Below are 12,789 nucleotides of genomic sequence, written 5' to 3'. Positions count from 1 at the left end.
ACGATGATGGACGCCCCGCATATTTTCATGGATGTCTCCCGCCTGCTTTCGCGGGCGCGGAACCCGATTCCAACCGGGATTGACCGTGTCGAATATGAATACGTCCATTACCTGCTGCATAATGAGGCGTATCGTCTGACCTTTGTCGCTTTCCATCCGGTCGGTATCATAGGTACTCTGCGGATGCAGGCCGTGCGTGATTTCCTGCATATGATGGGACAGGTCTGGGATGGCGATATCGCATTGCGCGACCGGCTGCCCCGCATGGCGCAGCGCCTGTTGCAGTCGGTGCTGCTATCGCATTGGACGATGCCCCGGTACCGGGGCGACAGTGTCTATCTTCTGGTGTCGCATCATCACCTGACGCGCCCGCAGGCGATCGAGACGTTCCTGTCCCGTCATGGCAGCCTGTTCGTGCCGATGGTGCATGATCTCATTCCCATGGAATTTCCCGAATATGCCCGGCCGGGTGAACCGCAACGTCATGCCCGGCGCATGGAAACAGTGGCGCGTCTTGCCGCCGGCGTTATCGTTCCGGCCAAAGCCGTAGCCCGTTCGCTTGCACCGTATGTCAAAGGCCGCCCTGCCGAAGGCCATGTGCATGTCGTAACCCATGGGCTGCATTTGCAGCTTTCCCAGTCGCCTGACGGGACACCATCGCGCCTGCCGGATGATGGCAGGCCGTATTTTGTGTGTCTGGGAACCATTGAGCCGCGAAAGAACCACCTGTTATTATTGAACTTGTGGCGTACCATGGCCGAAGAAAAGGGAAAGGACACTCCACGTCTGATCCTTGTCGGGCGCCGTGGCTGGGAAAACGAAAACGTTCTCGACATGTTGGAACGCTGCCCGGCATTGCAGGGCAATGTGCTGGAATATAACGACCTGTCGGACCCCGAAGTCGTCGGTCTGCTGCAGGGATCGCTGGGGCTGCTGTTTCCCTCCTTTTCCGAGGGGTTCGGACTTCCCCTGGCCGAGGCCCTGGTTCTGGGTACCCCGGCCATCTGCAGCGACATTCCGGTATTCCATGAGGTGGCGGGCGCGGATGCAACATATCTTGATCCGACCGACGGCCCGGCATGGCGGGGGGCCATTGACGCCATGGTCGCGGAAAGTCTGGCACACAGGGGGCCAGCACGTACGGCGCGCATGAACCTGTTCAACTGGCCCCGTCAGGTTGCGGCAGGCATTGCCGTTGTTGACGAGACGGCAGCATTTTTTCGATCAGACGGACGGCACGGGTCCTGATCCCTGACCGGTGCATGCGTCCGGATCGTTTATAGCTGTGCAGGAACTGGCGTATATTCTTTTCCGGGTACAGGAGCGAGTGGGGGTATCCCGCGCCGCATCTCCCGCTTGTGACGCACGCGTGATTGGCAACTGCATCTTTCATGACCATTTTTCCGCATCCTGAAAATAGTGACCGCCCCCTACCGGCTGCTCCCACGATATGGCTGGATAGCAGGAACATGGGCAGGTCAGGTGGTACTGGCGTTGCAACCTACGTGCAGGGGGTGGAGGCATGCCTGACCCGTATGGGATTTCACACACAATATCTGTGGGACCATGACCCGGATGATGGCACCCAGCAGCATCCCGATACCGGATGGCGGCGACTGACCAGGCTCCTGCGGGCCTGCCTGCCCGTTCAGATAATCCGTAGCCACTATCAGCAGTCATCAGCTGAACCCTATCCCTATATTTCGGATATCTACAGGGTGGCTCATATTCACTTCAGGATATGCAAGCGTCTGCTGTTTCTGCGTAGCCAGCGGCTTCCGGACATCATGTTCTGGACCTATCCACTGCCGATCGTGGTGAAAAATACGATCAACATCGTGACGATCCATGACCTGATTCCCCTTACACACCCGCATCTGACCGGGATCAACCCCCAGCGTCTGCAGCAGATGCTGACCCAACTGGTTGCCCGGGCGGATGTCGTGGTGACGGTTTCAGAAACGGTCAGGCAGCAGATCAGGGAGATATTTGGTGTCCCTGCTGGTAAGGTCATCAATCTCTATCAGCTTGCGGGTGTGACGGTAGCCGAACGCCAGCAATTGACAACGGCTCCGGTGGTGGCGCCCGCAGGCTGCTTTATCTGTATCGGCCGGGTGGAAAAGCGTAAAAATATCGAACGGCTGGTGGACGCCCATGCAGCCAGCGCCACAGAGCGGCCGTTGGTGCTGCTGGGACCGGACGGTGATGATATGCCCGATTTCCGTCCCCGCACGCCGCGTCAGCGGATTATCCGCGTGCCATGGTGTGGCCGGGATTCCCTGCTGCGCAGTCTGGCGAATGCCCATGCCCTCGTTTTTCCCTCTCTGGCGGAAGGGTTCGGCCTGCCTATTATCGAGGCCATGGCGCTGGGTGTCCCGGTCATGACATCTCGCGGGGGGGCGACCGAGGAAATCGCGGGTGGCGCAGCCATGCTTGTGGATCCTTATGATACGCAGGATATTGCCAGCAAGATTGAATGGCTGGATCAAATGCAGCCTGATGCGCCAGAAATGGAAAAACTGCGTCATGCCGGGTTGGAACGGGCGCAGGAATTTACGGAGTCCGCGCAGATCGGGCGTTTACGCACATTCCATGCGTATTTGTGTAAGCTTTTTCCTGAACGTCTGAAATGAACATCATGAACCATGGATCAGGGGCCATGGTTCATGGTGAGGGTCTTCTGGAAACGGTGGCAGGTCCGATTCTGCGCGTAGCGGACAAGCATTAAAAATGTAATAAATTGTTAAATAATATTATAAGAAAAATAGATTTATAGTACATATTATAGCCCCAAACGGAATATATATAATGTGCTTACTTTTTCTGGCATCACAACCGTATAGTAAAAGTTTATGACCCCACGGAATGTGGTTTTGTATAGGTTGATGAATTCTGTTTCGACGGTTTGGGAAAATGAGATTGGACCATACAGTCATTGATGGATATATCATGATACCCATGTCGCGATCAGGAAGGGTGGGGATTATCCGGACGGGTATGAAACCTTCCCGCGGAATTGCTGTTACTCTGATGAGTGGTAGTCCGAGAGTGCATTTAAAGAGTAGGAATTGGAAAAATTCTTATTGATAGGTGCTTGCCTTCTGAGATGGACAACAGCCGGATCCGTCCCCATATATGACGCAATATGGACAGGGAAATCGTATAACTTGAGAAACTTGCCACAGATTAATAAAAAAAGACTTTCTTGCAGTGGAATGGCAGGGCTGCACCTCTGAAATAAGTTGTCTATAATGGGTCGTTGAGGCAGGGATACGCATTCATGCCAGATGGGAATGTTCGAGGGTAACCATGATGCAGCAGAAGCGTAGGATGAAGGAAGAGGCCCCCCTTCGCCTGTTCAAAAATCCTGTAATGGAATCCCTGACGCTGCTTTCCTTCAGTGCGTTTGTCGTTGTCTGGAGCATCATACTGTTTGCCGCCCTGTTCTTCGCGTGGCGGATGGCTGTCTCGATCAAGATGATGGCCCTGTACTGCCTGATCGGGTTTGTGGTATGGTTTCCCTTTGAATATCTGATGCATCGTTTCCTATTTCATTTTCAGGCAAAATCGGCATTCATCCAGTCAATGGTTTTCGTGATGCACGGCAATCATCATGAACAGCCCAACCATCCCTTGCGTAACCTGATGCCGCTGAGCGTCTCCCTGCCGCTGGCGCTGGTGATCTGGGGCGGATGTGTCTGGTCCATGGGCTATGGTGTTGGTGGGGCGGTAGCCGCCGGTTTTCTGTGTGGGTATGTGGCATACGACACGGTGCATTATTCATGCCATCAGTTTCCCATGCGTTTTCCTCTGCTGCGCAAGATCAAGATCCATCACATCAATCACCATTACCGGCAGACCGATGCCAATTATGCGATTACGGCGGTGTTTCTGGACAAGGTCTGCCATACGGAATGTGATCGTAACTGACCCACTGATGGGGCAGTGTTCAGGGCGATGAGCGCACTGACATTTCAATGATCAGATGATTGAGCTGGGCTGGCGTAAGGGCCGTAGGGGGCTGAGGTGCTGCCTTGTCTTGCAGCGGAAAGGAAATCGCGACGTACGGTACGTCGCGTATGGGCGACGGCGTGACAATGCCCGTGATTGATGGGCGATGATCGCCAAAAAATATCAGCAATGTCCTGGAATCCCTGGCTGACATGTTTTCAATCAGGTCCAGCAGCATTTGATCACTGTTCTGCACATGCCGCAGATAGTGTTCCAAGGGGGTCTGTCGATCCGCACCGGTTGGCCACGGCCCATGGTTTTCCATGGTGACGGTATAGAATAATGATGGTGTGGTGACCTGGTGCATCATGTCCACCAGTGTCTGTCCCAATGCGACATCGCCAAAATAGGGCATGTCCGGTGTCGGGATATGGGGTCCAGGATTGACCAGGCGGGAAAAGCCCATGGCTGGCATAAGCGTTTCACGATTATAGAATCGCAGGTCATGTGGGTGGATGAACGTGCTGTCATACCCTATGGTTTTCAGTCGGTTGCCAATGGCATGCGCGCGTTCGCGTTCTGCAGTCAGGAAAGGGTCATAACGCCGGAAACCAAGGTCGCGTTCTTCCTGCCCGAAAATAACGCCATATTCCGAACGCATGGTATAGGCGCCAAATCCACTTACGGATAAAGGTCCCCGGTGGGAGGCGATTTCATAGGCCCGCTTCAGACCCGGCATCGCCGGGAGGGCTATGTCGGCTGGCAGATTCAGTCGTGCCGGGTCGGCAAATGATTCACATTGAATGATCACGATCTGATCATAGGCAGGGCTGCCGCGAAGTGGGGCAGGCGATGAGAGGTCGGCGCTCGCCCGCCATTGTCGCCAGTACATTATAATACTTCCCGGCAGGCCCAGTAGCACGACATCACGTTCAATATCCGGGGTTGGCGCGAGTGTTCGCGGTGAACGGAGCCATAGCAGCAGCCCCCCCAGCAGCAATATCCCGGCACCTGCCAGATGGGGCAACAGTGCGGCTGAAGAGTAGATCCACAGCAGGACCGGGGCTGCAATGCTGATCGCCAGAAGGGCGATGCGTCCGGTCAGGGGAATGGAAAAAAGATAGAATTTGGGATGCTGCAGAAAGCTGCGGGCAACCACAACGTCACTGAACAGCAGGGGTTCACCCAGCACACGGAATTTGATGTTCGATGCCACGACCGTAACGGTCATGAGCGTCAAGACCATGATGGTAGCAATCGGGAGGCTTCCGGTCAGGGTCAGCCATCCCCCATACGCGACCATGCTGCATAAAACGTCCAGCAACCAGCGACGTGTCGACAGGCGTCGTTCTGCTCGTGGCATTACAACAGCGTATTCAATAGCTGGCGTCAGGAAGACGATAACAATAAAAGACGCCAGAACCTGAAATGGTAACATGAAAATCCCGTTGTGCAATCGGCATGGCACCCGTTGCGTTGGAGGTTGTTATCGATAACAGGCTCTTGTACAAGGTATCCCCGTTGGAATAAACACCGGGAACGTGGTTGGAAATTGCGGACCTATGAACGATTTGCATAAAGGTCTTTAACAAAGGCCATGACAGGCCAGAGGCAGCAATCATGACATTGGCATCGTATTCCTGTCTGTTACGGATGCCTCCTTTCCGGCGTGGTTTGCCGGTAATTGCAGTGCCTGCAATCGGGGAAACTGCCACGGCGAAGGCCGTGGCGGAAATTACCCAGCGGATTATTACGGACAGGACGGGCGGCAACTTCTGGGCGCTGTCCCCTTCCCATGTAAAACCTGTGCTGATCTGTGGTGGATATGGGATGGACGGGGCCAGCATGCGCGTGCTGGCACGTTTGCTGGAACGCCTTGTGACCGTTTTTCCTGCCCGTGACCTGCTGCTGGTTGCACCTGGGGCATATGGGCCGGCCGCACGGGTTGCCCGTAAACATGGTGTTCTTCACCTGCATACCCCCGTGGACCCGCATGGTCTGCTGGATCATGCGCAGGAAATTCATGAACTGGGGCGGGGCGATATCGGGGATCTTGCGGCGCTGCGGGGCCTGAAGGTAACGCGGTATGCCAGCCCTGACCATGGTCATCGTGTTGAGGGAACACAGGTCGCGCGACAGTTGATACAGGACTGGCATTATCGGGACCCGTACACGGGTAAAGCGACAACAATCCTGAAAGTTCTGGAATTTCAGGCATTGTGGCGGCGTATTATCGATGCCAACCAAAACATCGGGGTGTGTTTTGGCATGTCCCTGTGGAAACGCAGGCGCATTGCGGCTTTCTTCACGACCCCTCCCACTCACCCACCATTTTTCAGACAGGTCGGTCCTGCGGTAAAAAGGTGCGCTACCCAGGGCAGGGCGCTTGTCACATGGGCCACGCGCATGCCGCCAACACTGGCGCCGCAGGCACAGGCGGCAAAGGTGCCGGTGTGGCGTGTGGAGGATGGTTTTGTCCGTTCGGTCGGTTTGGGAAGTGGATTACAGGTTCCTGCCTCCATTTTTGTGGACCAGCGCGGCATTTATTACGATCCTTCTGAGCCCAGCGATCTTGAGCACATTCTGGCGACAGCAACGTTCGACAGTCATCTGCGGGAACGGGCGCGGTTATTGATTGACCATGTGGTTTGCAAGGGAATCTCGAAATATGGCCGCTCCGAACAGGGACAGGTAAGTGAATGGGGCATGCCTGGACAGCGTGTACTGCTGGTTCCCGGACAGGTCAGTGATGATCTGTCCGTCGTGAAGGGTGGCGGTCCGGTGCGGGGCAATCTGGAATTACTGCAGGCGGTGCGCCGATATAATCTTGATGCTTTCATAATTTATCGTCCCCATCCTGATGTGGTGGCCGGACACCGGCAGGGAAGGCTGCCGGATAAAGCGGTCATGGCTTACGCGGATCACATCAGTATCGGGGGCAGCATTACGGATATTATGGGGCAGGTGGATGAGATTCATACGCTGACCTCGCTTGCCGGGTTTGAAGGTCTGATGCGACAGCGCAAGGTCGTGACGTACGGCTGTCCTTTTTATGCAGGGTGGGGTTTAACCACGGATCTGGGGCAGGTTCCCACCAATCGGCGACAGCGTACTCTTTTACTGGAGGATCTGGTAGCCGGGGCCCTCATTCTCTATCCGCGTTACATCGATCCCCTGACACAGCTCCCCTGTGAAGTGGAAACAGTGATTGAGCGTTTTAATGATATGCGGCTGTGGCGCCCCACATTATTGATGCGTATCAAGCAGTTGCAGGGGAAAATAAAACATATGATGGCGCATTGAATGGGTTGGATACGTTCGTGACAATGTAATGAACCACGATGCATTATATTTTCAATGAAGTAATCGAGTGGGTATTTTTGGAAAGTAATTACTGGCTGGTAGGCATTCCGGTGTATTACAGTGCATCAAGTGCGACCTTCTTCCACTTGCCTTTGCTGGTGCAGAAATAGGCGTAGCTGTCATCATTCATGATAGCCCCCTTTTTACAGGTGGAGGATGCCGTCGGTGTATACCCGGCAGACGCGGCAATCCCCGCAAAGGTCGCATACCCGTTATCGTCGATTGCAGAGACTTTTGTGCCCGACGGGCTGAACCCTTCGAACATGGATCCTGTCCCGTCAGAGCGTGCATGGGCCTGATACGATACAGTGGCTTCACGAACGGAAACTCCTGTTGACCAAGGCAGCGGACCACCGGAATAATCACTGTGCTGGATATCGAGCGCCACCGAACTGGTGGTATTCCCCACTTTCCCGCCGCCTGTAATGAACAGGCCACGAGAAATGCCCCCGTCCCTGACCGTTCCATTGAAATTCAGGTCGATTTCCTGAACGCTGCCTGAATTGGAATCCAGGTTGAGAACAGGATTGAAAACTTCCATGGTGTAAGCCGTCCCGGGCTTTCCCCCTGTTCCTGTATCCGTGCCAGCGTACAGGCATGCCACCATGCGTCTGGTCATTATGGTATCGGTGTTGTTGGGCCTGTTCGGCAGGCATTCAAAAGCATGCCCGATCAGTGCTGAACCACTGCTCGGAAGGGATAGTGCAGCGGGGTCCATCTCTTCTTTGACGTTACTGACAATCAGCCATGGATTTGTGTAAAGCGAATTGAACCGGCCTGCACCGTTTTCCGGTCTACCCAGAGCCTTGCCGGAAAACACGTTACCATTAAAATTGAAACGCCCCAGCATCCTGTTGGTAAACGCACCCGACTGGATCACATATCCTTTTGGTGAATAGGGAAAATTGATTTCAGGATTGTTGGCCTCCGCAGCCGTAATTGCATTTTTGAACGCTGTTCCGTTATCCGTTGTCCTGTCGCCCACGGCACCGTAATCCCGGACATCTATTACCGATCGTGCCGTGGCGGCATTCTTCCTGTCAGCCTGCCAGTCCATGCGTTCCTGCGGGGGCTGGCTGGAGGATGACTGTGCATGGCTTGCCCCGTTCCAGGCAAACAATGCCGTGACCGACAGAAGAACAGCCTTTTTCATTCTCCGGTTTCTCCATCATGTGGCGGCGGGCCAGGTTTGATCGGGTTGCTATGGAGTCTGCGCTACCTGATCGGATTCCCTACCACAGACGGAACGCCCATCTGGCTGCCCAGCAGGCTGGTCGCAATATATTGATTGTGCTGACCAGCAGTGTATTACGCGCAAGGCCACTCGCGCGCATACTTCACCGCCGGTCAGCATGTGCGCATGGCGTCGCGGATGATCTGTCCATCCGTATTGTCCGCAACATCAACCAACGCCAGACCGAACCCGGCGTCCCTTCTGCCAGCTTCAGGCAAGCCGTGCCGCCTCACCGCCATCGCCATACTGGTTCTGTACGAAGAGGCTCCCTCCTGTCTCATCCAGCTTCAGCCGATCGATCAGATTCCGCCTTACCCAGTGGATCGTCCATTCATCGGCGCTGCCAGCCAGTCTGCCAAAATCGGAATCACTGCGTGCATGTCCGTCAGCTTCTATATGCACGACTTCCCCACTGAACCACCGCCAACGGCCCGTCAGTGCGGCACAGCCCCTCTGGTCAGCATCCGGCCGTTGCCCAAGGCGAAATCCGTTTTCCTCCTGAAGCAGGTGACGCAGACCAACGATATGATTGCCAACCGTCTCATGCCACATCTGATTGTAAAGATTTAAGCCGATAGCCGAGGAATTCCAGTTATTGAGCGCGCGACGGATCAGGTCCTGCGGACGGCGTATGGCGGCCCGATCAGGCGGAAAGCATGTTTTGCCGGCAAGTACATTCTTCCAGAAAAGCGAGGACAGCGCATGATCCGGCGCAATGTTGAAAAACCACGAAGAACCGTCGTTATAATCCCCGCTATCCTTCCATAGTCGCGTGGTTGGTTGCTCCAGGGCATGAACTTTCTTGCCAAAATACTGCGCTTCCGACAGGATTCCAGAGCGAATGGCAGCGACGGCAGCCACGTTCCTGCTGCCGAGCACGGCATAGAAATTAGCTGAGGCCGGGCGAAATCCCATGTTTTCCAGCAGGGTGATGTCCTCTGGCGGATCATTGGGCCGACAGATCATGTATCTTTCGGGATAATGTTCCGACAGATACTGGATTTTATGTTTATAATCATGCAGTGATACTTCATCGCCGTAATGTATGCTGTCTGCTCCCCCTGGCTGTTCTGTAAAAAACACCAGTGAGCCAGCGGGAAATTGGTGTTGTCCCAGATCCCGATAGCGAAGTGACAATGCCAGTGCCCTTGCTTCAACAGCGATGTCAAACGGAGGCATGGCAAATTCTGCCAGAATGTCCCTTGGTTCCGTTCTGTTGGTACTTATGGCAAAAATGTTGTCCTGCACCATGAAACGAAGCGGAGAAATACGGATATCCATGAAGGATACCCCGGTAGCATTCAGATCGAGGGCCTGCTTCTTTGAAATTTCATGACCTATGAGCAGTGTGCCTGGTTTCCGGTACGCTTCTGGCAGGTCGGCAGACATCTCCAGGGTAGACCAGGCGGGCTCCTTGCCCACGGCATGTTTTATGACCGGTTGAAATAGCGACAGGAAATCACTTATCCAGTCCTTCCTGTCAGTGCTCATGTAATTGGCACCTGATAAAAAAATTATATTGTCAAACACTCGGTTAAATCCTGTTATTTTATATATGTTTCAAATACTTCTGATGTCTGTGCCTGCATGCCAATATCAAGCATGGATCAGGAGCAGCGGTCGTAACCCTATTTTCACACATAACCGGATTGAAGCCTACAGGCTCAGTTCTCGTTTCCAGACCAGAGGCAGGATGCCTGTCACAGGAAATAGGGCCGGGTGAAGACGCGGTATCGGGTAGGAGGGGTAGGGCTTCGGCAGTAGAGAGCCCTTTTCATGGGTGCGGAAACATCCGGGCGCCTGGTACGGACCATATCGATAGGTCCAATCATTCACTCATAAATTCAATAATGGATATGTCTTTTTTTTGTGTCATGCCATGATTGGACCTGCCCTGGCTTGAACAGGTCATGAGCGGAGATAAGCCAGACAACGCATCACTTTGCGGGACTGCCTGTAAATGAATGATGTTCTGTTACGTAATGCTGGCCATTCTGTTTCTTTGCCCCGGCGACCATATTCAGAGCTTGAATCGCGTGCAAGATTGCTTGAAAATCAACCCTTCAGATTGAATTTGCACAAGGGCGCCGATTTTTTATGTGCCTTGCATGAGGGTGTATTTCATGGTCATTCTAGGACCAATAATCTGAAATCTGGATACCTTGTGCATTATGAACCTCAAAGCCAAAGATGACACTTCGGAACTTTCTGTCAAGAAAGTGCGTGAGTTCCCCTTCTTCCCGATTAATTTTGCCCTGGCGCAAAAAATCAAGCCACTTTACATGAACAGCCCCTTCCCTGATTTTGAGGAAGACGGCTCCATTCTTATTGAATGTGGGGAGACTGTCACATTCGATGGCTTTCTGACGGCACTGTATGAACGGGAAATAAACCAGATCATCCCGGATGCAAAACTGTATCTGGAGCTGAGCGTTATCGGGAACTGTCGTGTCGGTCTTTATCACCGCGCACAGGATGGTGAGGTTACGGAATTCGTAAAGCGCAAGTATGTCGCCGAAGAAGGCGAGCAGGGCGTCAGGAAAATTCGTATTGACTTTGACATTACGGGTTCCGAAGCCACGATTGGCCGATGGTATTTCGTCATCGAAGCATTAACGTCCGATCTTATGGTAAAGGGCGCCTGCTGGGGCATGTATGACGCCATGGTGCGTGATGTGCGCCCATGTTTTGTCATCTGTACCTTTAAACGCGAAAAACAGCTGGGCGCCAATGTGGACCGCCTCGTTTCGGCTCTGACGGAACATTCTCCGAACTTTGGCATCATGGTTGTCGATAACGCATGCACGATCAGGCGTGCGGAACACTGGCCTGAAAACGTCCGGCTGATTCCCCAGCGCAATGTCGGCGGGGCTGGCGGTTTTGGACGCGGCATGTTCGAAGCCCTGCAGGACGGGTCATATACGCATGTCATCATGCTGGATGATGACGCGGATGTCGAACCAACCGCCATTACACGCCTGACCAATCTTTTCAGCGTGGCGTCCGACCCTTACCTGTTCCTGGGGGGCGCACAGCTGGATGTCTACAATCCGGTTATGCTGGCGGATGGTGGCGCGCACTGGATACCGGATCGGTTTGAACGCCCGTTTGGTCGACTGCCGCCTGCCAATCTGGGTAAGATCGAGACCAAAGATGGTCTGATGCGCAATCATCAGCTCAACTTTAATGGCTGGTGGCTGTTTGGCGGCAGTGTTGAAGGATTCAAGAAATTCGGTATGCCGCTACCGTGTTTTGTCCATCTGGATGATGTGGAATACGGTATCCGCATCTCGCTGGGTGGGGGGCATATCCTGTCTGTTCCCGGTATCGGGGTCTGGCACGAACCGTATTATGCCAAGCCTGAAGGCTGGTTCGCATATTACAATATCCGCAACGAATTGATCCGGCTTTCCTGCCATACGGAAGCGCTTTACGCTCGTCTACTGCAGGATAACTTTGAAACATACCATGATGACGTGCAGAAGCGTATTGAAGCACTGATGCGTCGCGTGGCCCGGCTTCTGATCCGTCGTTTCTACAATTTCATCAATATTTATCACTATGGATCAGCCATGCTGCTGGTTCTGGCTATCGAAGATTTCCTGAAAGGTCCGAATATTCTGGCCAAGACGGATGCTGCTGACCTGCATGCAAGCATCATGCAGGTTTACAAGCGGTTTAATACCAATTACCAGTTCAGTCCCGATCTGCCGATTGGTGCCATTCCCACACCTCCCGGGACATCTGGTAAGTTTATTGTTCCGTGGATACAGAAGACCAGTTCCAAGCGTAATCTCCTGGCTCAAACGTACAATCTGTACCAAAAAATCAGCCATAACGGGAATGTCTCGCCGCTACGGTTCAAGAACTCCCCGCTGGGTATCCTGAGCACCCGCAGACGGCAGATAACCGTTTTCAAATCCCGCAATGACATCAACTGGCGCGATATCCGTGCTGGCCGCGACTGGGCATATTATGACCCGCAGAAGATCGGGTATCATATCTTTGCCTATAACCCGGACCTGTACCACGAAGCGCATGAACGGTTGCAGGCAGTGCTAAAAGATTTCAAGAAACACGTCGGGCAGATACAGGGTGAATGGGCTGGGGCCTATGAGCGGCTGATCTCGGAACCATTCTGGGCGGACCTTGTCCGTACGTTTGAAGTTAAAGAATAGATAAAGCGGTTTTATTGTTTCTGGCAGGCTGGTGGCAAAGCTGGCCTGTCTGGATCTGTCCTG

The 12,789-nt window shown here is 53.7% G+C and carries 9 protein-coding genes; 5 read left to right on the top strand and 4 right to left on the bottom strand.

Features of this window, described 5'->3' with window-relative positions; all coding sequences use genetic code 11:
* Nucleotides 1–3: 3 nt before the first annotated feature.
* From ACE2AA_RS10325 to ACE2AA_RS10315, 3 genes are all read left to right on the top strand, one after another.
* Nucleotides 4–1,248, top strand: a complete 1,245-nt coding sequence (locus ACE2AA_RS10325) for a glycosyltransferase family 4 protein (RefSeq protein ID WP_395369684.1) — start codon at nucleotides 4–6, stop codon at nucleotides 1,246–1,248.
* Between the two features lie 221 nt (nucleotides 1,249–1,469).
* Nucleotides 1,470–2,633 (top strand): glycosyltransferase family 4 protein, encoded by a 1,164-nt coding sequence (locus ACE2AA_RS10320; protein ID WP_395369683.1) that lies wholly within the window; start codon nucleotides 1,470–1,472, stop codon nucleotides 2,631–2,633.
* 697 nt (nucleotides 2,634–3,330) lie between these two features.
* Nucleotides 3,331–3,930 (top strand): sterol desaturase family protein, encoded by a 600-nt coding sequence (locus tag ACE2AA_RS10315; protein WP_141301369.1) that lies wholly within the window; start codon nucleotides 3,331–3,333, stop codon nucleotides 3,928–3,930.
* 19 nt (nucleotides 3,931–3,949) lie between these two features.
* Here the strand turns inward: ACE2AA_RS10315 and ACE2AA_RS10310 are convergent, their stop codons facing one another.
* Both ACE2AA_RS10310 and ACE2AA_RS10305 read right to left on the bottom strand, forming a co-directional pair.
* Entirely contained in the window at nucleotides 3,950–5,254 is a 1,305-nt protein-coding gene (locus ACE2AA_RS10310; RefSeq protein WP_395369681.1) for an LTA synthase family protein, read from the bottom strand.
* A 73-nt stretch (nucleotides 5,255–5,327) separates the two neighbouring features.
* Nucleotides 5,328–5,666, bottom strand: a complete 339-nt coding sequence (locus ACE2AA_RS10305) for a hypothetical protein (protein ID WP_395369679.1) — start codon at nucleotides 5,664–5,666, stop codon at nucleotides 5,328–5,330.
* A 424-nt stretch (nucleotides 5,667–6,090) separates the two neighbouring features.
* On the opposite strand from ACE2AA_RS10305, the gene ACE2AA_RS10300 reads away from it, so the two are divergent.
* Entirely contained in the window at nucleotides 6,091–7,254 is a 1,164-nt protein-coding gene (locus tag ACE2AA_RS10300) for a beta-3-deoxy-D-manno-oct-2-ulosonic acid transferase (protein WP_395369677.1), read from the top strand.
* A gap of 115 nt (nucleotides 7,255–7,369) precedes the next feature.
* On the opposite strand, the gene ACE2AA_RS10295 is transcribed toward ACE2AA_RS10300, so the two are convergent.
* A complete protein-coding gene (locus ACE2AA_RS10295; RefSeq protein ID WP_395369675.1) occupies nucleotides 7,370–8,467 on the bottom strand; it encodes a hypothetical protein in 1,098 nt (365 codons plus the stop codon).
* 291 nt (nucleotides 8,468–8,758) lie between these two features.
* Entirely contained in the window at nucleotides 8,759–10,039 is a 1,281-nt protein-coding gene (locus ACE2AA_RS10290) for a hypothetical protein (protein WP_395369674.1), read from the bottom strand.
* A gap of 791 nt (nucleotides 10,040–10,830) precedes the next feature.
* Here ACE2AA_RS10290 and ACE2AA_RS10285 point away from each other — a divergent pair.
* Entirely contained in the window at nucleotides 10,831–12,726 is a 1,896-nt protein-coding gene (locus tag ACE2AA_RS10285) for a glycosyltransferase (RefSeq protein WP_227001016.1), read from the top strand.
* Nucleotides 12,727–12,789: the final 63 nt, after the last annotated feature.

This window comes from Komagataeibacter diospyri (assembly GCF_043995075.1).
Lineage (GTDB): Bacteria > Pseudomonadota > Alphaproteobacteria > Acetobacterales > Acetobacteraceae > Komagataeibacter > Komagataeibacter diospyri.
The sequence above is the reverse complement of the archived record's forward strand: the minus strand, read 5'-3'. Positions and strand labels throughout refer to the sequence as shown.

Coding starts and splice junctions, on each gene's coding strand:
- ACE2AA_RS10325 (WP_395369684.1), top strand. CDS start 4: ATGATGGACGCCCCGCATATTTTCATGGATGTCTCCCGCCTGCTTTCG.
- ACE2AA_RS10320 (WP_395369683.1), top strand. CDS start 1,470: ATGGGCAGGTCAGGTGGTACTGGCGTTGCAACCTACGTGCAGGGGGTG.
- ACE2AA_RS10315 (WP_141301369.1), top strand. CDS start 3,331: ATGAAGGAAGAGGCCCCCCTTCGCCTGTTCAAAAATCCTGTAATGGAA.
- ACE2AA_RS10310 (WP_395369681.1), bottom strand. CDS start 5,254: ATGGTCGCGTATGGGGGATGGCTGACCCTGACCGGAAGCCTCCCGATT.
- ACE2AA_RS10295 (WP_395369675.1), bottom strand. CDS start 8,467: ATGAAAAAGGCTGTTCTTCTGTCGGTCACGGCATTGTTTGCCTGGAAC.
- ACE2AA_RS10290 (WP_395369674.1), bottom strand. CDS start 10,039: ATGAGCACTGACAGGAAGGACTGGATAAGTGATTTCCTGTCGCTATTT.
- ACE2AA_RS10285 (WP_227001016.1), top strand. CDS start 10,831: ATGAACAGCCCCTTCCCTGATTTTGAGGAAGACGGCTCCATTCTTATT.